We start from the raw sequence: 22,370 nt of genomic DNA, 5'->3' as shown, positions 1-22,370 counted from the left end.
GCTGTTGCGCCGAATACTGCGTCCATTGCTGGACCCGTACCGGCGCTACCGCCACGCCAAACTGATCCATGCGGTGCGGGTTTCGTTGGGATTGCTGGCGACGATTCTGCTGACCACCGGCATCCATCTGCCCCACGGCGAATGGGCGTCGGTGACCATGCTGGTGGTGATCGGCGGCTTGCAGCACCACGGTAATATCGGCAAAAAAGCCGCCGAGCGAGCCATCGGCACCTTGATCGGGGCCGGTGTCGGCTTGTTGCTGGTGGCGCAACAGGCCTGGCTCGGGATGCCGTGGCTGACCTATTTCGCAATGTCGGTGGTGTGCGGATTTTTCTCGTACCACGCCATCGGCAAGGGTGGTTATACGGCGCTGCTGTCGGCGATCACCGTGTTTATCGTTGCGGGGCACGGTGACAACCCGGTCACCGATGGCCTGTGGCGCGGGGTGGATATTCTGATCGGCATCGCCCTGGCACTGGCTTTCTCCTTCGCCCTGCCGCTGTACGCGGTGTACTCCTGGCGCTACAACCTGGCCGATGCGTTGCGCGACTGCGCGGCAATCTACGGCCGCATTATCAACGGCGAGTCCGTCACAGCTGACGAACACCTCAAGCTCATGAATCGCTTGAATGCAGTCATGGTGCAACTGCGCTCACTGATGCCCTCGGTGTCCAAGGAAGTGCGCGTTTCCATGACCGAACTCGATGCGATTCAACGCAATCTGCGGATGTGCGTCAGCATCCTGGAAATCCTCGGCAATAGCCGGCCGAATGCCGATGACCCTGAGGCAATGGTCCATCTGCAATCGGCATTGAAAACCGAGCACCGACAGATCCGGGTGCAACTGATCGGTATGGCTCGGGCATTGAAATCGGGCGCTTCACAACGGCTCAGCCGGCCAGCCGAACCGCCATTGGACTCAACGCTCGATGTGCCGGTCTACAGTCCGCTGGATGGCTACCGATTGCTGACCCGACAATTAACCGCGAACATCGGCGAGATGCGCCAGCGTCTGGCGAAAACCGCACCGCGCTGGAACATCTGAGAGGCTGTTTATTGTGTAGCCACCCGCCGAAGCTTCAGGCCCCAACCCTGTTGCATCCCGGCGGCAGCCAGCAAAATCGCGGCGACACCGATCCATTGCAGCGGCTCCAGGCGATGGCCGAAGGCGAACCAGTCCACGAAAATCGCCGCAATCGGATAGATGAACGACAACGCGCCGGTCAGGGCGGTCGGCAGCTTTTGAATCGCCCCGTAGAGCAGCACATACATCAAACCGGTATGCACGATGCCCAGCGTCACCAGGCTGGCCCAGGCACTGGGCGCTTGCGGCATCGCCGAGAAGTGCGCAAAAGGCGCTAGCAACAACACGCCGGTGCAGACCTGGATCAACGCGATCAGATGCGGTGGCGTGCCGGTCAGGCGTTTGATGATCAACGCGGCAATCGCGTACAGGAAGGCAGCACCCAAGGCCAGGGCGATCCCCATCAGGTAATCGTTGCCACCCTCGCCTTGCTCGCCATGTGCGCTGACAATCGCCAGCATCCCGAGAAACGAAATGCCCAGCCAGAACAGTTTTTGCAGGGTGATTTTCTCCCCGAGAAACAGCGCGGCCAGCCCCACCAACATGAACGGCTGGACGTTATAAACCGCCGTGCCGATGGCAATCGAGGCGCGAGAATAGGACGCGAACAACAGCACCCAGTTACCGACAATCGCCACACCACTCAGTACGGCCAACAAGAAAGTGGTGGACGTCAAAATGCCAGGGCGCAGAAAGCCGAACGCCGCGCAGATCAGCAACAAGGTGGCGGCACCGAACACGCAGCGCCAGAACACCACGTCCAGCACCGGTTGCCCGGACACCAGCACGAACCAGCCAATGGTTCCGGAAATCAGCATGGCGGCGGTCATCTCGAATGAGCCGCGACGTAGTGTTCTGTCCATCTTCAACCTCCTGTGTTTGAAGCCAAAGTATGCCAATCCGCCGGTGGGCTTCTCCAGCGCAAAAAGCAGGCTAAACTCGGTATCTGCCTTTTTTATCAAGGCTTATCCAGCCGATTGCCTAACAGGGGATTCGCCATGACCGACGACATCGACCAAGTGCTGATCAGCGCATTGATGGAAGACTCCCGCCGCTCGCTCAAGGCCCTGGCACAGATCAGCGGCCTGTCCTCGCCCAGCGTTGCCGAGCGTCTGCGCCGCCTCGAAGAACGCGGCGTACTCAAGGGCTATACCGTCGAAATCGACCCTAAATGCTTCGGCTATCAACTCCAGGCCATCGTCCGCATCCGCCCGTTGCCGGGCCAGTTGCAGGAAGTGGAGCGGCAGATTCAGGCGATCCCCGAATTCACCGAGTGCGACAAAGTCACCGGTGACGACTGCTTCATCGCCCGCTTGCATGTGCGCTCGATGGAACAACTGGACACCCTCCTCGACCGCCTCAACACCCACGCCGAAACCAACACCGCCATCGTCAAGAAAACCCCGATCAAGCGCCGGCTGCCACCGATGGCGTGAGTGCATTTTGTTCGCAAAGGCGTAGATTGGTGTTTTTCCGGCGAAGGATTGGCGGTATGAAAACTCAGGCCATGTTACTGGCGGCGGTGATGCTTGCAGGCTGCGGTACATTCCAGACAGTGGTGCGTAGTGACGAAGCAGCGGCAAAGAGCCTCAAGGAACAGAAAACCTACTGCGGCGCGGTTCCACGGATCTATAGCGGCGTGACGTATGACTTTTGCCGCCTGCATGCGACTCCAGGCCCAGGCATCGATGAGTACCAGTACAACAATGGCACACCCTTTGTACTGATCGACGTAGTCATTTCCGGCGCTCTCGACACCATGCTCCTGCCCTACACCATTTATCGGCAGCAGGCTGATGGCAGTATTGTCATTACCGAATAACCTTGAGCGTCCGATTCCCAGACAATAAAAAACCCGCCGAAGCGGGTTTTTTACTCAAGGCTGGCGATCAATCATCGCGGCCCATGATGCCGAACAGCTGCAGCAAGCTGACGAACAGGTTGTAGATCGATACATACAGGCTGATGGTCGCCATGATGTAGTTGCGCTCGCCGCCGTGAATGATGGCGCTGGTCTGGAACAGAATGCAGACCGAGGAGAACAGCACGAAACCTGCGCTGATCGCCAGTTGCAGACCGCTGATCTTGAAGAAGAAGCTCGCCAGCGTCGCACCCAGCAGCACGAAGAAACCGGCCGTGATGAAACCGCCGAGGAAACTCATGTCCTTACGGGTGATCAGCACATAAGCCGACAGGCCGCCGAACACCAGCGCGGTCATCGCGAAGGCCGAACTGACCACTTCCGCGCCGCCCTGCATGCCCAGGTAACGGTTGAGGATCGGGCCGAGCAGGAAACCCATGAAACCGGTCAGCGCGAACGCAGAAACCAGGCCCCACGCCGAGTCACGGAGTTTGTTGGTGAGGAAGAAAAGGCCGTAGAAGCCGATCAGCACGACGAAGATGTTCGGGTAGCCGACACGCATCTGCTGCGCGACAAACGCCATCACGCCGCTGAATGCGAGGGTGAGGGCAAGTAGGCCGTAAGTGTTGCGCAGGACGCGGCTAACCTCTAGCTGCTCAGCCTGCACGCTGTTATTAACTGCGTAATCCTGTTCGCGCATGGCGACACTCCTGTTGGTTTGAAACGTTCAGTCGCAAAGATCATAACAGACGCTCTGTAACAAGCTATGCAGAGAGTTTGACAGTGTGTTTCATTCAGGTATTATGGCGCCCGCAACGCAAACGGAGGTGTGGCCGAGTGGTTTAAGGCAACGGTCTTGAAAACCGTCGACTGTAACAGGTCCATGAGTTCGAATCCCATCGCCTCCGCCATCTTATGTACGACAAAGCCCTGATTATTCAGGGCTTTGTCGTTTCTGGGGCACGCGACTTCTGTTGCACCATTTCTATATCGTTTCCGCATCTTTTCGGTCATTTCCGCAACTCCTACCTTACGAAGCCACCTCTGCGCCCAAATCAAGCAGCTCGATGAAAATGTGAAGGATGCAGCTGATGTTACTTCGATAGGCGCGGTTTTCGACCAAAAAGCAGACTGTCAGATTCGCATAGAAAATCCGGGGCCGTATCAGGTCGGGATCAATAGTGACCGCGGAAATCATTCGGCCATCACCAGCCGTTCGTCCGCGTGAATTCGCGTACAGCGTGCTCACCCGCTCCGCCCCCAACTCGTAGGCGTAGAACCCTCCGCTGACTTCCCGGGGCTTCGCCCGCCACTCTGCCGAGCTCTCGGCCGCAGCATCTCCACCCTGCGATACGGAAGCGTCACTGAAGGCTTGATGCACCCGTTTCTGGGTCAGTTTTCAATCAGCGCCAACAATCCAATTGCCCTTGCGCACGACTGCTGAAGATCGTCAGCAGCTCGCTCAGTGTATGCGGCAGCGGTTCGGCAGTGCGGGTCACCGCGTACAGGGTGATCGGCAGCGCTGGGGCCAGGGGACGAATGGCGGTGGCCCCAGGCGACGCGCCAAGGGCGGTGAAGGGGTCGATCACCGCCAGCCCTGCACCGGATTCGACCATCGCCCTGGCCAGTGAATAGGTTTGCACCGCGATGCTCACCCGTGGCGGCGGCTCTACCGCCTTGAGGTAGCTGTCGAGGCGGGCCGAAAGCGGGTCGGCGCTGGACAGTCCGATCAAGGGCGCATCGGCCAGGGCCATCAACGGCAGCGGCTTGCCTTCATCTTCCAGCGGCCAATAACCTGCCGGTGCCAACGCCACCAACACCCCGCTGGCCAGCGCCTGGGCCTTGAGCGCGGGGTGATCAGGCTGTTGCAGGGTCAGGGCAACATCAATTTCACGCATCAGCAGGTTCTGTACCAGTTCGCGACTGTGGGCGCTGGACAGCTCGCAAGCGATGTCCGGATAACGCTGGGTCCACTCATGAATGGCCGGCGGCAGCAGCGACAGGGCCAGTGCCGGGGTCGCACCGATCCGCAGGCTGTGGCCCGGCTCACGGCGCAGGCTTTCCGCCAGGCGTCGCACCCCTTGCAGGCTCTCCGTGACCTTGTCGACCTCGCGCTCCAGCTCCAGCGCTTCGGGCGTGGCCTGCAGTTTACCGCGCACCCGCAGAAACAACGGGAAGCCCAATTGCTGCTCGGCGTGTTGCAGCACCTTGGTCACGGCAGGCTGGGAAACGTGCAGCAACTGCGCGGCACCGCTGACCGAGCCGGTCTGGCGGATGGCCTGGAAAATCTCGATATGGCGAAGGCGCATGGCAAGTCCATAACCTTTGTTTATGGGTTAGCTATCTTTATTCATTGTTCGACGCCTGTCACCTGGCTCTAACCTCGGGCTCGTCTCAACAACGATTAAGGACTGACATGGCTCAGCATGTATGCATCATCGGCGGTGGCGTCATTGGCCTGGCAACGGCTTACGCACTGGTGCGCGATGGCGTTGACGTGACTCTGGTCGAGGCTCGCGAGTCGCTGGGCAGTGAAACCAGCTTCGCCAACGGCGGCCAGTTGTCCTATCGCTACGTGGCGCCCCTGGCCGACGCCGGTGTGCCATTGCAGGCCATTGGCTGGATGCTGCGCGGTGACTCCCCGCTGAAACTGCGCCCGCGCTTCGATCCTGCGCAGTGGCGGTGGATGGCATCTTTCCTCGGTGCTTGCCGCTCCTCGGTCAACCGCGCCAACGCGGCCCATCTGTTGCGCCTCGCGCTGTTGAGCCAGTCCACTTTGCAAACCTGGCGTGAAGAGGATGCCTTGGGCGGTTTCCACTGGCGGCGCAACGGCAAGCTGGTGACCTTTCGCCAGGCCAGCAGCTTCGAACATGCCCGCAACAGCCTTGCCGCCCCCCGGCAACAACAGGTGCTGTCGCACGCCGACTGCGCCCGTCTGGACCCGGCGCTGGCGGAGGCGCCCTTTGTCGGCGCCATTTATACCCCGGATGAAGAAGTCGGTGATTGCCACGGCTTTTGCCAGCAACTGGCGGCGCGTTTGCAGGCGTCGGGACGTTGCGAGTTCCGCCTGGGCCAGGCCGTGACCGGAATTCGCCATGCCCATGGCGCGGTGAGTGCGATTGAACTGGGCGACGAAGTGCTGCCGGTGGAGCAGTTGGTCATCGCGGCCGGCCATCGCAGTCCGTTGCTGGCACTGCCCGGAATCAACCTGCCGCTGTATCCCCTCAAGGGTTATAGCCTGACGGTACCGATCGGCGCCCAGCACCGGGCGCCGGACCTGAGCATCACCGACTACGACCGCAAGATCGTCTATGCCCGGATCGGTGAGCAGTTGCGGGTGGCGGCGATGGTCGACATTGTCGGTTTCGATCCGTCGCTGGACCCCAAGCGCCTGGCCCTGATCAAACGCCAGGCGCGCGATACTTTCGCCAATGCCGGCGACTACGACCAGGCCATTGAATGGGCCGGCATGCGTCCGGCGACCCCCAGCGGCGTGCCGCTGCTGGGCGCAACGGTATATCGCAACCTGTGGCTGAACCTCGGCCATGGCGCACTGGGTTTCACCCTGGCCTGCGCCAGCGCTCGATTACTCAGTGAACTGATCGGCCAGCGCCGCCCCTCCATCGACCTGCAGGGTTTTACGCCCCGTGCGGCTTGAACGCTTACTCCTTAGAAGGACCACCCGATGACCATTAACCGTATCCAGCCCAATCCACGCTTGTCCGGCGCCGTGACCTTTGGCGACCTGGTGTTTCTCTCCGGCCAGGTGCCGGGCGACGCCACCGATGCCGGCGGCCAGACTAGCCAAGTACTGGAAAAAATCGACGCATTGTTGGCCGAGGCGGGCAGCGACAAGGATCATCTGCTCAGCGCGACCATTTACCTGAAGGACATCGGCGAAGATTTCGCAGCGATGAATGACGTCTGGTCTGCCTGGTTGTCGCCCGGCCAGGCACCAAGTCGCACCACCTTGCAGGCCGAACTGGCGCGTCCGCAAGTGCGGGTGGAAATAACCGTTATCGCGGCACGCCGCTAAACCACCCCTCACCCACAACGGAGAATAACAATGCAAAAAATCACGTTGATCGGCTGCACCCTGGGCCTGTTGCTAGGTACTCAGACTCATGCTGACGAAGCATCGCTGGGTCCTACCTTGAGCAAGATTGCCAGCGCCAATAGCATCACCCTGGGCTATCGCGATGCTTCAGTGCCGTTCTCCTACGTGGGCGATCACTCGGGACAACCCATGGGCTACTCGGTAGACCTGGCGAGCAAGATCGTCGAGCGGGTGCAGCAGAAGCTGGCGTTGCCCCAGCTCAAGGTGAAGTACAACCTGGTGACATCGCAAACCCGCATTCCGCTGGTGCAGAACGGTACCGTTGACCTGGAGTGCGGCTCGACCGGCGTTACCGCAGAGCGACAAAAGCAGGTGGCGTTTTCCTATGGGTTTATCTATGTCAAAGGTCAATTGCTGACGGCCAATGACAGCGGGATCAAGAGTTTCGCCGATCTGCGCGGCAAGAATGTGGTAACCACCGCCGGCACCACCAACGAACGCTATCTGAAAAGCTACAACGTCGATCACAAGATCGACATGTTCGTGATCAGCGCCAAGGACCACGGTGAAGCCTTCCAGATGTTGCAGTCCGGTCGGGCGGCGGCGTTCTACATGGACGATGCGCTGCTCTACGGCGAACGCGCCAAGGCCCGCGATCCGCACAAGTGGGTGGTGGTCGGGGAAGAGCAGTCGCGGGAAATCTACAGCTGCATGGTACGCAACGATGATCCGCAGTTCCTCGCGCTGGTGAACTCGACGCTGGGCGAGCTATACAGCTCCGGGGAAATCAACGGGATCTACCAGCGCTGGTTCGAACAGCCGATTCCGCCTAAAGGCTTGAACCTGGAGTTCCCGATGACCAGCGAACTCAAGGCCATCATTGCCAAGCCGGTGAGTGATCCGGTGCAGTAGCTTCAGCGCAGCGTCCATCCCCGTAAAGTCGGGTTGTGCAGCCCTATCAAATTGACCTGTTTGGTCGCCTTGGCTGCTTCAAGGCTCTGGAGCATAAAAACAGCCTTGAACGTCAGCACCGTTTTAGTAGTCACGGGTCGGCAGTGACCAGCGAGCGTCACTGCCAAAAGTCGTTACTGTGTGAGCGTTACCACCGCAGTAGCGACTAGCACCCTCACTGGTTAGTCGGAGGCTTTATCCGCCACCAGGGCTTTGGGATTGCTACTCCCCCAAACGGTAGCAAGGTCCACCAGCAATGTCCCACTGAGTTCTTCAAGTTCACTCTGGGCGATCTCACTGTCGCCTTGTTTACCGAAGAGCACCACTTGATCACCAGCGCGCACAGCAGGGATATCTGTCACGTCCACCATGAGTGTATTCATGGAGACCTTCCCTACTACTGGAGCACGCTGCCCATCTATAAGGACAACGCCTTTATTGGTAAACGCTCGACGATAGCCATCAGAATAGCCCACTGGAATATTCGCAAGCTTTGAATCACGACTCAGTGTCACTGTTCGGTCATACCCCACTGTATTGCCTTTAGGGTATTGATTAACAGACGCCACGTATGACTTGACCTGCATGACCGGTTTGTACTCGGCATGCGAAGGTTCCATCATCCCATACAAGGCGCCTCCGGCACGTACCATGTCCAAATGCGACTCTGGCACTTCTAACGTCGCGTAAGAGTTCGCCGCATGAAGGGTGATTTTACTTCTATCAATTCCGGCGGCCTTTATCAGCCAAGCCGTTTGCTCATTGAAAGCCTTGAGCCCTTGCCGAACATCATCCTTATCCTGCACCGCGAAGTGAGTCATGATTCCGACCAGCTCCAGAGGAGCCAAACGATTGATCGCCAAGGCTTCTTGCCGACCGTGTTCAGTGCTCATTTCCAGGCCGTTACGACTCATACCACCTGCGTTCAACGCCAAGTGAACCTTCAGGCGACTCCCATGCTTTTCAGCAATAGCGGCCGTTTCTCGAGCATAATCGAGGCTACTGACTAACTCCTCTATCTTGTACGGCAATGCTCCTTCCACCTCGGCCAACGTCGCTGTACGCACTCGTACAAGTTCCCCCTTGAATCCACTTTCACGTACAACTCGAGCCTCTTCATTGCTGGCAACGCCTACGCAGGGCACTTCCATTTTCATGACAGATGGCATTAATAACGCGACACCATGACCATAGGCATCCGCCTTGAGGATGGCGCAAAGCCGTGATTTATTCGTCAAGGTGTTCTGGAGCGTGCGAATATTATTTTCAAACGCCGCCTGGTTAATTTCAACCCATGCATTACTGGTTGCCACGGCCCGTTCAGACTGACCATTATCCAAAGAAAGCAGCGGTGCAGCCTGAACATACCCCTGCCCTATAATCAAGCCTAAAGAAAGAGCAATAACAGTCCGTGTGAAAGGCATACAATACATCTCCTGATACAGAACGTTGTTGATGACAACTAACGATTTGACGACATACATGATTTTGCGCAAGCCACTACCCAACTAAGGAAATGGCCTGACTTTATTGGCGACAGGACACACCACTGAGAGCGACAAAAGCAAAACTCAGTACAGGGCGAACAACGTTATTGAAACGCCATCCTTGAAATAACCCTTCCGGTGAAATTTTTGATGACTCGCGAAATCACTGGGCAGATATATATTATATTTTTTACATGGATTTATAGCTGACACTTTCTAACCCCACTTTAACTTGGAGCGCTGGCAGGGTGATATCCAGGGATATATCAAGCAGTCATATCCATCACGCAACCGCGTTGTCCGCCAGCTCCCAGCCCTCAGGCCTTAGCGTGTGCCAATCGCTGACCTGTTGATAGGCATGGCCGATGCGCAGAATCAGCGGTTCGGCGAATGCCCGACCCACAATCTGCATCGAGACCGGCATGCACTTTTCATCGAGCCCGATGGGCAGCGCCACCGAACACAGGTTCAGCAAGTTGGCGAACCGCCCCAACAAGGCCAGTGGCGTGCCATATTCATCGACCTCATCCAACGGTACACTGCCAATAGCGTTGGTCGGGAAAGCGCAGGCGTCTATGTTGGTCATGGCCTCCTGCATGGCGTGCCGGGCCGCGCGGCGCTGATTGTGCAACTGGATATACGACGCTGCGTCGATGGCGCGACCACTGAGTACGCGACGTTGAACATGGGGGTCGAAACGCAGATCGTCGCGCTCGAACAAGCTACCCAGGCTGGCATAACCTTCTGCGCTCATCAGCCCACCAGCGATGCGCATGCACTGCTCCAACGACGTGGGTAGCGGTTGCTCGATCAGTTGCATGCCCAACGCGGCCAACTGCTTGAGCCCCAAATCGTAAGCCTTCAGCACCCCGGGAGCGACATGCGCTCGTTCGGCCTGTGGCAACACCCAGATGCGCAAACCGGCTACCGGCTGATTGAGACCGGCAGCGGCGCTGAATACAGGTGCCTGGGCCGAAACCGGATCCAGCGGGTCCGGGCCCAGCAGTGCATCCAACATCCACGCCGCATCTTCAACGGTGTGGGTGATAGGCCCTACCGAATCCAGCGAAGGACACAGTTCGATCAAGCCATGGCGACTGATAAGCCCACGCGTGGTTTTCAGCCCGACCAAGCCGCACATGCCCGCCGGAATCCGCACCGAGCCGCCGGTATCGGTGCCCAACGCAGCGCTCGCCAACCCGCTGGCCACGGCCACTGCCGAGCCGCTGCTTGAGCCACCCGGAGCGCGATGCACGTTACGGTCCCACGGGTTCCACGGCGTGCCCATCACCGCGTTAGTGCCCCAGCCACCGAAAGCGAATTCGACGGTGTGGGTCTTGCCAAGAATGATTGCACCGGCACGCTCCAGGCGTTGCACTGCAGTGGCGGTCAACCTCGAAACACGCGGTGCCTGTGCCAATGATCCACCCGTGATGGCCTGGCCATCGATCTCGAACAAGTCCTTGATCGCCAGAGGAATGCCATGCAGCGGTCCCAGGTGTATACCGGACGCACGCTGGCGATCAGCGGCGATGGCCGCGTTCAAAGCACGCGAGGGATAGGCCTCGACATAGGCATTGAGCTGCTCGTCAAAGCGCTCGATGCGCGCCAGTTGCGCACGAACCAGCGCTTCGCTAGTCAGCGATCCCGCCTGCAGCGCCTGCTGCAACTGGGCAATGCTGTGGGAAGTAACTCGATCTATGGTGCTCATATGTTCAACCTCGCACGGTTTTGCGCCCGCGTGAAAAGTGCTTTTCAAGCACACGCGACAGCATGGAAAGAGGGAAAGCGATAACAAAATAGAACAGCCCTACCAGCAGGAAGACATGCATTGGCAGGAAGGTTTCCGAAGCGATGGCCCGCGCCGCCAGCATCAACTCATCGGTGGCAATCAAAGCGCACAACGAGCTGTCCTTGAGGATCGACACGTAGGCGTTAAGCAGTGGCGGCAACATGCCACGAATCGCTTGCGGCAGGATGACGGTGGTAAACGCTTTCAGCGGCGTCAGTCCGATGGCGATAGCGGCTTCGCGCTGGCCGCGATGCAGCGAATCCAGGCCGCCACGGAGGATTTCCGCAACGTAAGCGGCACCCTGCAAACCCAGACCGATGACCCCGGCCCAATAGCCGGACAACGTCAACCCCAGGCTGGGCAACGCGAAATACAGGGCCAGCAGCAACGCCAGAAGAGGTACAGCGCGCATGCTCTGAATAAAGAACGCTGCCAACCGTTTCAGGATGACACTTGGACTTCTCATCGCCCAGACCAACAACGCCCCCAGCACGACCGCCAGAGCGAACCCCATCAGGGACAATTCGGCAGTGATCCGTGCACCGAGCAACAGGCGAGCGATCCAGTCGCTCCAATACTCCGGGTATTGCTGAAAAAAACTGATCATCGCGCGCTCCCAAAATGACGTTCGAGCCGAATGAATCCCACGCCAATCGGTAAAATCATCGCAGCGTAGATGCACATCACAGCCAAATAGATCAGTGAAGTCTGGAAGGTGGAGGTCACCAGATTGCGCGCCAGGAACATTATTTCCGGCACGGCGATGGCCGAGGCGATGGACGTGTCCTTGACCAATTGCGTGACGTAGTTGGCGAACGCAGGCAACGTCACGCGCAGGGCCTGGGGCAAGAGAATGCAGTGCAAAATCTGCATCCGGCTCAGACCGACAGCCAACCCGGCTTCATGCTGACCGACATGCAGCGACTTCAAGCCGCTACGGAAAATATCGGCCAACACCGCGCTGCCCACCAGACTCAAGCCAACGATGGCGGCCAGCCACGCGGGCAAGTTGATGCCAAGGTAGGAGAGACCGAAATAGATCAGGAACAGATGCGCCAGCGCGGGAACATTGCGCATCCACTCAATGAAACAGCCGATCACCCCATGCAACACCCGTGACCGACTGAACGTCAGCAACACCGCCAGTACTACCCCTCCGGCACTCGCCAGCAGCAAGGTACACAGCGCGATTTCCAGGGCGGTGAGCGCGCCTTTCAACAACAGAGGCAGTAGCCCGAGAAAGACCTCGAAGTTCGCCATCAAGCGCCCTCCATGGCCATGCGCCCAAGAAAACTGCGGGTGCGCTCATGGCTTGGGTTGTCGATTACCTGCGCCGAAGGCCCTTGCTCGACAATGTGTCCGCCGTCCATGAAGATCACCCGATCCGCCACATCTCGAGCGAAGCGCACTTCATGGGTCACCATGATCATGGTGCGGCCCTCTTGCGCCAGCTCACGAATCACGGCCAGTACTTCACCTACCAGCTCGGGGTCCAGCGCCGAGGTCGGCTCGTCGAACAGGATGACTTTAGGTTGTTGGGCCAGCGCGCGGGCGATAGCGACCCGCTGTTGCTGTCCGCCGGACAACTGCTCGGGATAGACCTCGGCCTTGTGCCGCAGATGGACTTTTTCCAACATGGCATCAGCCAGCTCGTAGGCCTGCTTGCGCGGCATACCCTGTGCCTTGATCGGCCCCAGTGCGACGTTGTCGCGTACGCTCAAATGTGGCCAGAGATAGAAGAGCTGGAACACCATCGCGATCTCGCGTCGCTGCGGAGCCATTTCCCGATCACTCATCAGACGTATGCGTTTACCGTCCTTGATCTGCCCGATCAACTCGTCGCCCAGCCAGATATCGCCTCGAGTGGGTTTTTCCAGGTAATTGATGCAACGCAGGCAAGTGGACTTTCCCGACCCACTGGGGCCGATCAACGACAGGGTTTCACCGGCTTTCAACTCCAGGTTGATACCCTTGAGCACTTCCAGATCACCATAACTTTTGTGCAGGTCATGCACTCGCAGCAATGCAGGTTCGGACGGGGTCGACATCTTGGTTAACCTCTTTTTGTTATAGACATGGCGATGAATCGGCACGGGCCATCAGGCCGATTCATCCGCTCAAGCGCTTACTTGCAGCCGGGCAGTTTCCAGTCCGCCGGGCGGTCGACACCCAGCCTCAGGTCCTTGCCTTCCGGCACATACCAGACATCCTGAGTCAGACCGTAGCGGGCACCGATCTTGCGCATTTCACAGCTTTTCCAGAGGGTCTGGATCTGCTCGTTCACGGCAGCCACCAGCTGCGGGCTGGCCCGTTTATTGAAGCCGTACACCACCTGACCCAGACCCGTCAGCAGTGGGAAATTCGGATCGTTGTCGGTGAAAGCGTTGAAGTGCAGGTGCCACTGCTCGTTGCGAAAAATGGCGTATTGCATGACCGGAGGATCGCCAATCACTGCATCGATGCGCCCGGCGAGGAGATCGCGCACCGCGGCATCGGAGGTGTCGTACAGCGCTACTTGCAGCCCTTCGATCTTGCGCATCTCAGGGATGAACGAAAAACCCGTGATGGTGCCGACTTTCTTGCCCTGCAAATCTTTGAGGCTGCTCCAGTTGGTCTTGTCGGTCTGGGTGATCCCGTTCTTGAAATAGTGAATCGGGTCGCTCACGGTCATGATCTTCGCGCGCTGCTCGGTCCAGCCCATGGTGCCGGCCATGACATCCACGCGTTTAGCTTGTACTGAGGCGATGGTGCCGGCCCAGTCCATCAAGGCAGGTTTAACCTTCAGCCCCAGCTTCTCAGATATTTGTTGAAGGATTTCACCGTCGTAGCCGACCATCCGGCTGTCTTGATAACCGGTCCCCGGCATATCGCCAGTGAACGCGATAGTCAGGCTTCCCGGCTCTACCGTTTCCAGTGCGAATGCCGGTACCGAGGCCAGCATGGATACCAGCAGACCCGCATAGATACCGGCGAAACGTTGAACGTTGGGCTTCTTCATCACGTGCTCCTCGATTGTTTTTTTATGAACAGCATGGTGTTAGGCAGGAGCTCATCGTATGGTGATCAGCGGTATAACTTGTTGGATGGTTTGCATGAATGATTGAACATTTGCGACATTTCGGAGATGTACTGCCCAGGGCCTCCAGCGAAAGCCTCGTGGAAGGGCTTGATCATGGTCAGGCACGACATCCGCCAAGCCGACGCGGCGCCACCGAGTTGTCCATTGGTATTGTGTTGTGGCCGCGCTTCCCCTTGCTGTCACTCTCAGGGCTGACCGATGCGTTGCGACATGCTGCCGATACGGGTGATCAGAGCCGCCCGATACGATGCCAATGGAAAGTACTCGGTACCCCTGGGCAAAGAGTCATTTCCAGTTGCGGACTGGATGTACCTATCGACAGTGAACTCACCCATCCTCATCAATTTGATTACATCGTGGTGATTGGTGGACTGCTCGATTCCCTTGAGGAAGCACCAAAGACTTATCCGGCATTTCTGCATCAGGCGGCAGCCGCTGACGTGCCATTGATCGGTCTATGCACGGGCAGCTTCGTGCTCGCTCGACATGGCCTGATGGAGGGACGTACTGCTTGCGTGCATGCCTACCATTGCGACGACTGGAAACGTCTGTTCCCCAGATTGCGCTTTGTCAGCAACAGTGACTTCCTCATCGACAAGGATCGGATCACCTGCGCAGGCGGTATCTCGGTGATTGAGTTGGCCATCCATCTTATTGGGGTGCATTGCGGCCCGGATCGGGCCGGCAAAGTTGTTCATCAGATGACGGTCGCAAAAAGCAGCTCCGGCAGTTTCGTCGACCGGCGCAAGGCACTTGGCTACGCCAGCTCTTCGAACAGGCGCCTGCACGAAGCCGTGATGCTGATGGAAAAGCACATGACCGAGCCCTTGGATATTGACTCAATCGCGAACCTTGTCGGTACCAGTAAACGGCAACTGGAGCGACTGTTTGTCGCTGAAACCAGTAACACTCCAGCCCAATTCTATCGCCACGTTCGACTCAGGTTTGGCCGATGGCTTCTCATCAGCTCGGATCGACATATCGGGGAAATCGCTTTCGAATGCGGGTTCGCCGATGCGCCCCATTTCATTCGACATTTTCAGAACATGTTTGGCATGTCCCCCGGAAAATTGCGCAAAGAGTTGATGCGAAAAACGACACTCACCCAAGGGGAGAGGTTTTTTTTGTATAGACAGTGAAGCATTGATCGGTCGCGGGGCAGAATGTGAAGACCAAGTTGGAATGAGATTAACGGTTTTTCGACAGGCAGCGTTTGGCCCGTTTTCTGCCTGTCGCGACTGGCCACTAACGACCCATTGCAAGCGATCGCAGCCAATACAGTTACGGTCAGTTTTCCCGCACCGAGAGTCGCGTCGTGCAAGATCTACCCGGTTGCGCCGCACTAGAGCATCACGCTGCGTCAATGCCTGTTGCAACCGCCGAGCCACTGCTACGCCAGGACAATACGTCTGAGCTTGGCGTTCAGTGCGGCGAACGCCGCTTCGGTACTGGCCTTGTGGTTGGTGATGAGCACGTCGATGCGTTCTGGCGGGCAGAAAGCGACGCGGCTCTCCACGCCGATCTTGCTGTAGTCGGCGAGGATGACCACGCCTTCGGCATTGTCGGCCATGGCGCGCGCCACTTCGGCTTCGCGGTGGTCGTAGTTGCTGGCACCGCGCTGGGCGTCGATGCCGACGGGCGATAACAGCGCGAGGTCGGCCCGATAGCGGCCAATTTCCGCTACCGTGGTGCCGCCAACCGTAGCGGGAGCGCGGTCGCCGAGCGAACCGCCCAGTACGATCACCTCGTTGTGCTGGCCGCCTGGCACAGCGGGATTACGCAATTGCAACGCCACGTTGAACGAGTTGGTGATCACGGTCAGCCCTCCCAGCTTGGCCAGCTCTTCGGCGAGGATGACGGTGGTGGTGCCCGCGTCGATAAACACTGTCTGTCCGTGCGACAGCAGACTGACCGCTGCGCGCGCGAGGTCACGCTTGAATTTGACGTTGATGTTCGCCCGCTCGGCGATGGGCGCTTCGTCTTCAACGCGGATGGCGCCGCCATGTATCCGCTTCAACTCCCCCTGCTCTTCCAGAGCGACCAGGTCGCGTCGCACCGTCTCGCGTGAAACGTTCAGTTCCGTGACGATGCGGTCGGTGGTGACGTGCTGCAAGGTCGATAGCAGTGCGCGGATCCGCTGGTAACGCTCTTCTTGCCACATACCGGGTGTCCCTGCTGTTCGAGTCGCTGTCCGAGCGCGCATTGTGGAGGGGCGTCAGTCGCTGTCAAGTTTGGCGCGGCCTCACGATCATTGGGCTGGCGCAGCCTGCGCGTCACATTTGTGCGATGTTGAGGCATTATTGTTTTTTTGTGTATTTGGAGCTAGCCTCGTGGCCGGACGGATTCTTCCCCTCGTCCGCATTTCGAAACACGCTTTCGCCATCGCCTCGGTTGCAACCTCTCATCTAGAAGTAGGAGCTATGCCATGCAGCGTCGCCAGTTTCTGAACACCCTCGCCACCGTTTCCGTTGTCAGTCCGCTGTTGTTGTCATCCCGCATAACGCAAGCCGCCACGCCCCCGGCCACACCAAGTGCGCTGGACCCGGCGCGCTGGTCGCCGCTCAACCAAAAGCGTCTGCAGGCGGTGATCGATGAACACGGCGTCAAGAGCGCGTCCTACCGCCCTGACCAGCGCCCGTACGCGGTGTTCGACTGGGACAACACCTGCATCATGAACGACTGTGAAGAAGCGCTGCTGGTCTACCAGATCAATCATCTGCAGTACAAGCTGACGCCCGATGAGTTCGCTGAGGTGGTGCGTCAGGACGTGCCGAACGGCGCGTTCATGAAGGACTACACCACGGTGGACTCCAAGCCGGTCAAGATGGAAGACATCGCCAGCGACGTAGAAGCGGATTACCGCTGGTTGTACGCCAACTACAAGGGGCTCGCCGGCGACAAGAGCCTGGAAGAGATTCAGGCCAGCGAGCAGTACAAGGATTTTCTCGCCAAGCTCTACTTCATGTACGACGCGATCTGCGACAGTTACCCGGTGGAGATCGGCTATAAGTGGATTCTGTATTTCTACAAGAACATGACCACGACTGAGTTGCAGGCGATGGCCGAGGCTTCCAACAACTACGCCATCGGCGACGCGCTGCGCAAGGTCAAGTACGAGAGCTCACGCACTTTGCCGGGCAAGGCCGGGGTGGTGGCGGATACGCACTTTCATGGCATCCGCATCCATGAGGAAATCCGCGGCCTGATGCACACGCTGCGCGCCAACGGCATCGACGTCTATGTCAGCACCGCCTCGATCGACGATGTGGTACGCGTGTTCGCGGGCAATCCTCATTACGGATACGGCGTGCCGCCTGAGAACGTGATCGGCCTGCGCATGGCGATGGAAGGCGGCAAGTACACCACTCGTTATCAGCCGGACTGGCACTTCAACTACGGGCCGGGCAAGACCGTCGGCATCAAGAACGTGCTGGTTAAACAGAAGGGCTATGGCCCGGTGTTGGTGGCTGGCGACAGCGATGGCGATGCCTGGATGCTGCGCGACTTCAACGATACGGCGGTGGGGGTGATCGTCAACCGCATGAAGAAGGGCGAGATCGGCGCCGACAGCCAGCAGGCCGCTACCCAGTTGGGCACCCCGAACGCCCGCTTCATCCTGCAGGGACGCAACGAGCACACCGGCCTGATGATTCCAGACGAGAAATCGCTCAAGTACGGTAAAGACGAGCTTAAGCTGCTGGCTTGATGGCACTGGCTCGCGGGTGGCGGGTGGCGGGTGGCGGGTGGCGGGTGGCCGGCGGCCATCCGCGAGCCGCAGTGCAACTCGCGTAAGCGTCCGGCGAAGACACCTACCTTGATGCAGCATCCAGGGCAATGGTGTCCTCTGCGACATTACCTCAAAACTATTTCAGACCTATTCGAGTTGGTAATTCAACCAAATATGGTGAGTGCCATCGGTTTCGATTTTGATCCCTCCTGATCCCGATATCCCTATCAAATCACCTGTACCACTGCCTCCGACTATGCAGAAAAATTCATCTGCCCGATTAGTTCCGGTTGTGGAGGCAGAGTGGATGAAATTGAAGGTGCCTTCTTTCCCATTCACAGTACCTTTGAAGCTCTCAATTGCGATGTAACTGCCCGTCTTGGTCGTTTGGTCGAACGCCGCAGTAAAAACTGTTGAGGAAACCCCGTCGATAGCACCCGAGTAGCATTTCTCCATGGTGCTGATAGACACTGGCAAAGAGGTAGCAATCTGAGGAGTTGGACTCAGGCCTGTTGGCTTGAAATTCTTAGTAGAAAAGGTGGCTAACGCTTCCATTCACATCCGTCTCTATCCAATGAGTGAAGTTCTCATTCTACTCCACAGCGCAGCATGCAAGGAGCTAAAAGCGCGCTGCGAAGCCAAGCCTATTTCCATCTATGCGGCAGTAACTCCGCAATCTCACTCGCCCGCTGCGTCGGCAGCCGCGTCAGCACATTCTTCAGATAGGCGTACGGATCATGCCCATTCATGCGTGCCGACTGGATCAGGCTCACCGGTGAATATCCGAAGCACGTCACTGAAGCTCTCGAAAGGATCAGGGGTCAAGCGTCGAAACTCGCCGGCAAGACCTAACGTCACTGCTGGGTGAGTTTGTGAGGGTCCGCTATGGGTTGTGGCTGCCCCTTACGACAGGGGTAAAAACGCTTCGCCAACATTGAAGTGTGCGCGTCTACGTTAAATCTGAAATTTATCGGCACATCAGCAGATGTGGATTTCGCGTAGAAGCGCGATTTCCAGTCCGGCTTTGAGTACCTATCGCTCTCAAAAACGTTTTTACATAGCCTCGGCCAGAAGCGGCCTCTCAGGTGGGACTGCGATCAACCTGCTGGCTTGCGCGTCTCCCGAAGTTCCGCCCATTTCAACAGTGCATCCAGTGCCGGACAAAGCGCCTGACCCCACTCTGTCATGCGGTACTCCACCTTGGGTGGTACTTGCGGATAGGCGGTGCGGTGCACGATGCCATCCGCTTCCAACTGGCGTAACTGCTGGGCGAGCATTTTCTGGGATATCTCGGGGATTAGCTTTTCCAGCTCGGAAAAGCGTTGCACCTGGCCACCGAAGAGGTGGAACAGGATCACCAGCTTCCAACGTCCTTCGAGTTGCTTGAACACTGCTTCTACTTCACTGGCCGCAGTAGAGGGCGTATAGATTTTTCTCATATTTCCCTAGCTTACTTTTTCGTGGGTTCTTGCCATCGGGCATGGCCGAAAGCGAGTATGTGGATGAAGAAATCCTTACATCAGTGAGGTGAAATCGCCATGAAAATCGAATTGCCTGAACCGCTCGCCAGCTACCTTGCGGCCGAAAAGATTACTGACACCGAGGTGTTGGAGCGCTGCTTCGCCAAAGATGCCACCGTGCGCGACGAAGGCCAGACGTACAAGGGGTTGGAGGCTATCAAGTCCTGGAAGCAAGCCTCCCAGGCGAAGTATCAATACAGCATCGAACCATTGAGCAGCTCGCAGGAAGGACAGACCGTGACCCTGCTCGCTCGGCTTACGGGGAACTTCCCTGGCAGCCCTGTCGAGCTCACTTACACCGTTGTACTCGTCGACGACAAGATCGCATCCCTGGAGATTCGCTAATGAGCATCGCACTGGAACTCGAAGACCTCCGGGCGCTGGTCACCGGCGGAACCAAAGGCATTGGAGAAGCCGTCGTCTCCCGACTTCGCGAGGCTGGCGCAAAAGTCCTGACAGCTGCGCGCTCGCGTCCCGAACACCTGCCCGAGGACCTCTTCGTCTCAGCGGACATCACCACCACCGAGGGTTGTGCCAGCGTCTTCGATGCCGTCCATGATCGTCTCGGCGGTCTCGATATCATCGTTCATGTTGCTGGTGGCTCATCAGCTCCAGCCGGTGGCTATGCGGTGCTCGACGACCAGGAATGGCAACGGGCTCTGGACCTGAACCTGTTCTCGGTAGTTCGCCTCGACCGAGCGCTGTTGCCCATGCTGCTCAAGCAAGGCTCGGGTGTCATCATCCATGTCACCTCTATCCAGCGCCAGCTACCGCTACCTGAGTCCGCGCTTGCGTATGCCGCCGCCAAGGCCGCGCTCTCGAACTACAGCAAGGGCCTTTCCAAAGAGGTCAGCCCCAAGGGCGTGCGCGTGGTCAGGGTTTCACCAGGATGGGTGGAGACGGAGGCAGCAGTCGCCTTTGTAGAGGAGATTGCGAGGCAGAACGGCACCGATTATGAGGGTGGCCGCCAAGTCGTAATGGGCTCACTGGGAGGCATCCCGATCGGACGCCCCGCTAAACCAAGGGAAGTAGCCGATCTGATCGCATTCCTCGTCTCGCCGCTTGCAAGCTCCATTACTGGTACTGAATACGTCATCGATGGAGGAACGGTTCCCACAGTGTGATGCCTTCCTTTAGTTAGCATGAAGTATGGCAATGAGCGTGCCCCGAACCAGCTTATAGCCATCCATGGCCGTCTTGCCATCGGTACGCGAGAAGGCGCCTATCTCCAGATTTTCGTGAGCACCGCCGACGCCGACATATGCACACGCCGGCGTAACGCCGACTAGGCCGGCCGATGCTTTGTTTCATTAGAAGTCATCCTTTACGTTTTCATCCTTAACCTTGAATTCTCTGCCCTGCAGATAAACATTTCGAATAAAGCTGTATTTGTCACCGCTGATGAGTTTTTCTGATTTTAGATATTGAGCGCGACCGTCGATCATACTAATGCCGTACACGCCATTACGAGCAGGAACGTCGTCGATATAACGATTGGGCGTGATGTAGGCATCGGGCAGAATTGCTGGCGCATCGCGAAGCGTGCTTGGCCCCAGGAGAGGCAGTACAAGATAAGGGCCACTATTTACACCCCAGTAACCCAGCGTTTGACCGAAATCTTCGTCATTGCGCCGCAGACCCATAGGTGTCGCGACGTCGATTAAACCCAGCAGTCCCATTGTGCTGTTAAGTAAAAGGCGACTCGTATCAACTCCGGCGCTATGAAACTTTGCTTGAAGTAAATTGTTAGCCAGGTTTTTTACTTCCCCCATATTATTGAAGGCGTTATGTACGCCATCTTGAACAATGTGGGGAGTGACAAATTGATATCCCTGGGCGAGTGGTTTCATTGCGTAAGTATCTAATGTGTCATTGAACGAAAAGATGGATCGATTAATATCCTCCCACGGATCCTTGTCGGAATTCGCACGAGAAAGTGGTGAAATGGTTATGCAACAGACGCAGGCAAGCACCTGAGCGTAATGGCTCAGATTAGAACGATGTACACGCATATTTGATTTCTCATTGAGTCTTTGAGTTGAACTCAAACGGCTGCTTTCAAGCCTATGGGATACCGACACGAACTGCCGAGGAGCAGTGATGCAGAGTGCGATTTGAAAAATTTCAGCCCTGCATCACTGTCATGACAATCCCCTAGCCGGGGTGTTTGGGCGGTGCGATCTTGTTGATGCCGCTCCAATGTTCGGCGAGCTTTCCATCGCGGACGCGATAGGCATCGAACACGAAAAAGGGATAGGTGCGCGTCGGATCTTCCGGCTCGGGCTGGGGGAATTCACCCGCAATCACCACCATATCGCCCTCGGCAACGATGAGCGTTGGCGGCATGAAAAGGTCCGGCTGAACCGGCAGCGGCGGCAGGCCGCGAAACGTCTCGGCCACGAAAGCCTCCAGGCCGGCGCGGCCGCTGGGCAGGTGAGAACTATGCTGCTGGTAGTCCTCGGTCACGAAATCCTTTACCGCCGCGGGATTCCGAGCATCGAACACATGTCTGTAGAAATCGATCACGAGCTGGCGGTTGCGAGCTGCTTGGTCCATCGATTGGAACTGGTAGGTCATAGTCTTCACATTCCGAGTCAGAACATCACATGAACACAGCCCCCTGCTTCGCACGCAAGCCCGCAATGATCGAGCTGACGGCGCCAGCTCGATCATCGTTTGAATTTATGCGGTGCCGGGCGGCAGGGCATCGTCGACGGCCCTTCCACCTGCTGCTTCGGCGCGTCAGGATTCTAGTTGGGGAGTATGGCCGGCCGGAAAAGGAGTGCGGAAGTCACAGAGGGTCACGTCACGC

At 57.8% G+C, this 22,370-nt stretch carries 24 protein-coding genes, 1 tRNA gene and 1 pseudogene; 11 read left to right on the top strand and 15 right to left on the bottom strand.

The features are described 5' to 3' along the window. Positions 1-25 precede the first annotated feature (25 nt). Entirely contained in the window at positions 26-1,045 is a 1,020-nt protein-coding gene (locus AC1RO5_RS01080; protein ID WP_493172419.1) for an FUSC family protein, read from the top strand. 8 nt (positions 1,046-1,053) lie between these two features. Here the strand turns inward: AC1RO5_RS01080 and AC1RO5_RS01075 are convergent, their stop codons facing one another. Beyond that, a complete protein-coding gene (locus tag AC1RO5_RS01075) occupies positions 1,054-1,947 on the bottom strand; it encodes a DMT family transporter (protein WP_018927617.1) in 894 nt (297 codons plus the stop codon). 135 nt (positions 1,948-2,082) lie between these two features. On the opposite strand from AC1RO5_RS01075, the gene AC1RO5_RS01070 reads away from it, so the two are divergent. Together AC1RO5_RS01070 and AC1RO5_RS01065 are read left to right on the top strand one after the other, a co-directional pair. Continuing rightward, entirely contained in the window at positions 2,083-2,520 is a 438-nt protein-coding gene (locus AC1RO5_RS01070; protein WP_007941786.1) for an Lrp/AsnC family transcriptional regulator, read from the top strand. A 56-nt stretch (positions 2,521-2,576) separates the two neighbouring features. Next, the gene (locus AC1RO5_RS01065) at positions 2,577-2,906 is read left to right on the top strand and encodes a YceK/YidQ family lipoprotein (RefSeq protein ID WP_493171969.1); all 330 of its coding nucleotides are present in this window, start codon (positions 2,577-2,579) and stop codon (positions 2,904-2,906) included. A 67-nt stretch (positions 2,907-2,973) separates the two neighbouring features. On the opposite strand, the gene AC1RO5_RS01060 is transcribed toward AC1RO5_RS01065, so the two are convergent. Continuing rightward, positions 2,974-3,645 carry a Bax inhibitor-1/YccA family protein gene (locus AC1RO5_RS01060; RefSeq protein WP_493171967.1) on the bottom strand — a complete coding sequence of 224 codons (672 nt, stop codon included), beginning with the start codon at positions 3,643-3,645 and terminating at the stop codon, positions 2,974-2,976. 123 nt (positions 3,646-3,768) lie between these two features. Between AC1RO5_RS01060 and AC1RO5_RS01055 the strand changes: the two genes are divergently transcribed. Further along, positions 3,769-3,856, top strand: a tRNA-Ser gene (locus AC1RO5_RS01055). Positions 3,857-4,348: 492 nt separating this feature from the next. Here the strand turns inward: AC1RO5_RS01055 and AC1RO5_RS01050 are convergent. Beyond that, a complete protein-coding gene (locus AC1RO5_RS01050; protein ID WP_493171965.1) occupies positions 4,349-5,254 on the bottom strand; it encodes a LysR family transcriptional regulator in 906 nt (301 codons plus the stop codon). A 107-nt stretch (positions 5,255-5,361) separates the two neighbouring features. On the opposite strand from AC1RO5_RS01050, the gene AC1RO5_RS01045 reads away from it, so the two are divergent. Genes AC1RO5_RS01045 through AC1RO5_RS01035 form a run of 3 tightly spaced genes read left to right on the top strand, consistent with a single transcriptional unit; the run spans position 5,362 to position 7,914 of the window. Then, positions 5,362-6,603 carry a D-amino acid dehydrogenase gene (locus tag AC1RO5_RS01045; RefSeq protein WP_493171963.1) on the top strand — a complete coding sequence of 414 codons (1,242 nt, stop codon included), beginning with the start codon at positions 5,362-5,364 and terminating at the stop codon, positions 6,601-6,603. Between the two features lie 27 nt (positions 6,604-6,630). Then, positions 6,631-6,981 carry a RidA family protein gene (locus tag AC1RO5_RS01040; RefSeq protein ID WP_254284890.1) on the top strand — a complete coding sequence of 117 codons (351 nt, stop codon included), beginning with the start codon at positions 6,631-6,633 and terminating at the stop codon, positions 6,979-6,981. A gap of 30 nt (positions 6,982-7,011) precedes the next feature. Continuing rightward, entirely contained in the window at positions 7,012-7,914 is a 903-nt protein-coding gene (locus AC1RO5_RS01035; protein WP_493171960.1) for a transporter substrate-binding domain-containing protein, read from the top strand. A 221-nt stretch (positions 7,915-8,135) separates the two neighbouring features. On the opposite strand, the gene alr is transcribed toward AC1RO5_RS01035, so the two are convergent. From alr to AC1RO5_RS01005, 6 genes are all read right to left on the bottom strand, one after another. Further along, positions 8,136-9,377, bottom strand: a complete 1,242-nt coding sequence (alr, locus tag AC1RO5_RS01030; RefSeq protein ID WP_493172417.1) for an alanine racemase — start codon at positions 9,375-9,377, stop codon at positions 8,136-8,138. A gap of 346 nt (positions 9,378-9,723) precedes the next feature. Further along, complete coding sequence (locus AC1RO5_RS01025; RefSeq protein ID WP_493171958.1) at positions 9,724-11,151, bottom strand: amidase; 1,428 nt, start codon at positions 11,149-11,151, stop codon at positions 9,724-9,726. Positions 11,152-11,155: 4 nt separating this feature from the next. Then, positions 11,156-11,839 carry an amino acid ABC transporter permease gene (locus AC1RO5_RS01020; protein WP_493171956.1) on the bottom strand — a complete coding sequence of 228 codons (684 nt, stop codon included), beginning with the start codon at positions 11,837-11,839 and terminating at the stop codon, positions 11,156-11,158. Continuing rightward, positions 11,836-12,492, bottom strand: a complete 657-nt coding sequence (locus AC1RO5_RS01015) for an amino acid ABC transporter permease (protein WP_493171954.1) — start codon at positions 12,490-12,492, stop codon at positions 11,836-11,838. The genes AC1RO5_RS01020 and AC1RO5_RS01015 overlap by 4 nt, the downstream gene beginning before the upstream one ends. Next, positions 12,492-13,280, bottom strand: a complete 789-nt coding sequence (locus AC1RO5_RS01010; RefSeq protein ID WP_086945812.1) for an amino acid ABC transporter ATP-binding protein — start codon at positions 13,278-13,280, stop codon at positions 12,492-12,494. The genes AC1RO5_RS01015 and AC1RO5_RS01010 overlap by 1 nt, the downstream gene beginning before the upstream one ends. 77 nt (positions 13,281-13,357) lie before the next feature. Then, entirely contained in the window at positions 13,358-14,230 is an 873-nt protein-coding gene (locus AC1RO5_RS01005) for a substrate-binding periplasmic protein (RefSeq protein ID WP_493171951.1), read from the bottom strand. Between the two features lie 98 nt (positions 14,231-14,328). Here AC1RO5_RS01005 and AC1RO5_RS01000 point away from each other — a divergent pair, with 98 nt between their 5' ends. Then, the gene (locus tag AC1RO5_RS01000; RefSeq protein ID WP_493171949.1) at positions 14,329-15,450 is read left to right on the top strand and encodes a GlxA family transcriptional regulator; all 1,122 of its coding nucleotides are present in this window, start codon (positions 14,329-14,331) and stop codon (positions 15,448-15,450) included. A 251-nt stretch (positions 15,451-15,701) separates the two neighbouring features. Here AC1RO5_RS01000 and AC1RO5_RS00995 read toward each other — a convergent pair whose 3' ends face one another. Beyond that, a complete protein-coding gene (locus AC1RO5_RS00995; RefSeq protein ID WP_493171947.1) occupies positions 15,702-16,514 on the bottom strand; it encodes a DeoR/GlpR family DNA-binding transcription regulator in 813 nt (270 codons plus the stop codon). Positions 16,515-16,736: 222 nt separating this feature from the next. Here AC1RO5_RS00995 and AC1RO5_RS00990 point away from each other — a divergent pair, with 222 nt between their 5' ends. Continuing rightward, positions 16,737-18,017 carry a haloacid dehalogenase-like hydrolase gene (locus AC1RO5_RS00990; RefSeq protein WP_493171945.1) on the top strand — a complete coding sequence of 427 codons (1,281 nt, stop codon included), beginning with the start codon at positions 16,737-16,739 and terminating at the stop codon, positions 18,015-18,017. 168 nt (positions 18,018-18,185) lie between these two features. On the opposite strand, the gene AC1RO5_RS00985 is transcribed toward AC1RO5_RS00990, so the two are convergent. The 3 genes and pseudogenes from AC1RO5_RS00985 to AC1RO5_RS00975 all read right to left on the bottom strand — a co-directional run bounded on the left by AC1RO5_RS00985 (position 18,186) and on the right by AC1RO5_RS00975 (position 19,477). Further along, positions 18,186-18,593 carry a DUF3224 domain-containing protein gene (locus AC1RO5_RS00985; RefSeq protein ID WP_493171943.1) on the bottom strand — a complete coding sequence of 136 codons (408 nt, stop codon included), beginning with the start codon at positions 18,591-18,593 and terminating at the stop codon, positions 18,186-18,188. 89 nt (positions 18,594-18,682) lie between these two features. Beyond that, positions 18,683-18,811: pseudogene (locus AC1RO5_RS00980) on the bottom strand (transposase domain-containing protein); the annotation flags it as partial. A 324-nt stretch (positions 18,812-19,135) separates the two neighbouring features. Further along, entirely contained in the window at positions 19,136-19,477 is a 342-nt protein-coding gene (locus AC1RO5_RS00975) for a winged helix-turn-helix transcriptional regulator (protein ID WP_493171941.1), read from the bottom strand. Positions 19,478-19,576: 99 nt separating this feature from the next. Here AC1RO5_RS00975 and AC1RO5_RS00970 point away from each other — a divergent pair, with 99 nt between their 5' ends. Both AC1RO5_RS00970 and AC1RO5_RS00965 read left to right on the top strand, forming a co-directional pair. Next, complete coding sequence (locus tag AC1RO5_RS00970) at positions 19,577-19,903, top strand: nuclear transport factor 2 family protein (RefSeq protein ID WP_442099348.1); 327 nt, start codon at positions 19,577-19,579, stop codon at positions 19,901-19,903. After that, positions 19,903-20,682, top strand: coding sequence for an SDR family oxidoreductase (locus AC1RO5_RS00965; RefSeq protein ID WP_493171940.1), 780 nt, complete (start codon positions 19,903-19,905; stop codon positions 20,680-20,682). The genes AC1RO5_RS00970 and AC1RO5_RS00965 overlap by 1 nt, the downstream gene beginning before the upstream one ends. Positions 20,683-20,868: 186 nt before the next feature. Here AC1RO5_RS00965 and AC1RO5_RS00960 read toward each other — a convergent pair whose 3' ends face one another. Further along, positions 20,869-21,570, bottom strand: a complete 702-nt coding sequence (locus AC1RO5_RS00960) for an MlaA family lipoprotein (RefSeq protein ID WP_493171938.1) — start codon at positions 21,568-21,570, stop codon at positions 20,869-20,871. Between the two features lie 142 nt (positions 21,571-21,712). Beyond that, the gene (locus AC1RO5_RS00955; RefSeq protein ID WP_493171936.1) at positions 21,713-22,135 is read right to left on the bottom strand and encodes a nuclear transport factor 2 family protein; all 423 of its coding nucleotides are present in this window, start codon (positions 22,133-22,135) and stop codon (positions 21,713-21,715) included. Positions 22,136-22,370 lie beyond the last annotated feature (235 nt).

This window comes from Pseudomonas sp. GW822-FHT02G04, assembly GCF_058802085.1.
Note: the sequence above shows the minus strand (reverse complement) of the source record. Positions and strands in the feature narration are given on the sequence as shown.

Excerpts from the sequence above, each read along its gene's own strand:
- AC1RO5_RS01075 (WP_018927617.1), bottom strand. The coding sequence starts at position 1,947 with ATGGACAGAACACTACGTCGCGGCTCATTCGAGATGACCGCCGCCATG.
- AC1RO5_RS01070 (WP_007941786.1), top strand. The coding sequence starts at position 2,083 with ATGACCGACGACATCGACCAAGTGCTGATCAGCGCATTGATGGAAGAC.
- AC1RO5_RS01065 (WP_493171969.1), top strand. The coding sequence starts at position 2,577 with ATGAAAACTCAGGCCATGTTACTGGCGGCGGTGATGCTTGCAGGCTGC.
- AC1RO5_RS01060 (WP_493171967.1), bottom strand. The coding sequence starts at position 3,645 with ATGCGCGAACAGGATTACGCAGTTAATAACAGCGTGCAGGCTGAGCAG.
- AC1RO5_RS01050 (WP_493171965.1), bottom strand. The coding sequence starts at position 5,254 with ATGCGCCTTCGCCATATCGAGATTTTCCAGGCCATCCGCCAGACCGGC.
- AC1RO5_RS01045 (WP_493171963.1), top strand. The coding sequence starts at position 5,362 with ATGGCTCAGCATGTATGCATCATCGGCGGTGGCGTCATTGGCCTGGCA.
- AC1RO5_RS01040 (WP_254284890.1), top strand. The coding sequence starts at position 6,631 with ATGACCATTAACCGTATCCAGCCCAATCCACGCTTGTCCGGCGCCGTG.
- AC1RO5_RS01035 (WP_493171960.1), top strand. The coding sequence starts at position 7,012 with ATGCAAAAAATCACGTTGATCGGCTGCACCCTGGGCCTGTTGCTAGGT.
- alr (WP_493172417.1), bottom strand. The coding sequence starts at position 9,377 with ATGCCTTTCACACGGACTGTTATTGCTCTTTCTTTAGGCTTGATTATA.
- AC1RO5_RS01025 (WP_493171958.1), bottom strand. The coding sequence starts at position 11,151 with ATGAGCACCATAGATCGAGTTACTTCCCACAGCATTGCCCAGTTGCAG.
- AC1RO5_RS01020 (WP_493171956.1), bottom strand. The coding sequence starts at position 11,839 with ATGATCAGTTTTTTTCAGCAATACCCGGAGTATTGGAGCGACTGGATC.
- AC1RO5_RS01015 (WP_493171954.1), bottom strand. The coding sequence starts at position 12,492 with ATGGCGAACTTCGAGGTCTTTCTCGGGCTACTGCCTCTGTTGTTGAAA.
- AC1RO5_RS01010 (WP_086945812.1), bottom strand. The coding sequence starts at position 13,280 with ATGTCGACCCCGTCCGAACCTGCATTGCTGCGAGTGCATGACCTGCAC.
- AC1RO5_RS01005 (WP_493171951.1), bottom strand. The coding sequence starts at position 14,230 with ATGAAGAAGCCCAACGTTCAACGTTTCGCCGGTATCTATGCGGGTCTG.
- AC1RO5_RS01000 (WP_493171949.1), top strand. The coding sequence starts at position 14,329 with ATGATTGAACATTTGCGACATTTCGGAGATGTACTGCCCAGGGCCTCC.
- AC1RO5_RS00995 (WP_493171947.1), bottom strand. The coding sequence starts at position 16,514 with ATGCGCGCTCGGACAGCGACTCGAACAGCAGGGACACCCGGTATGTGG.
- AC1RO5_RS00990 (WP_493171945.1), top strand. The coding sequence starts at position 16,737 with ATGCAGCGTCGCCAGTTTCTGAACACCCTCGCCACCGTTTCCGTTGTC.
- AC1RO5_RS00985 (WP_493171943.1), bottom strand. The coding sequence starts at position 18,593 with ATGGAAGCGTTAGCCACCTTTTCTACTAAGAATTTCAAGCCAACAGGC.
- AC1RO5_RS00975 (WP_493171941.1), bottom strand. The coding sequence starts at position 19,477 with ATGAGAAAAATCTATACGCCCTCTACTGCGGCCAGTGAAGTAGAAGCA.
- AC1RO5_RS00970 (WP_442099348.1), top strand. The coding sequence starts at position 19,577 with ATGAAAATCGAATTGCCTGAACCGCTCGCCAGCTACCTTGCGGCCGAA.
- AC1RO5_RS00965 (WP_493171940.1), top strand. The coding sequence starts at position 19,903 with ATGAGCATCGCACTGGAACTCGAAGACCTCCGGGCGCTGGTCACCGGC.
- AC1RO5_RS00960 (WP_493171938.1), bottom strand. The coding sequence starts at position 21,570 with ATGCGTGTACATCGTTCTAATCTGAGCCATTACGCTCAGGTGCTTGCC.
- AC1RO5_RS00955 (WP_493171936.1), bottom strand. The coding sequence starts at position 22,135 with ATGACCTACCAGTTCCAATCGATGGACCAAGCAGCTCGCAACCGCCAG.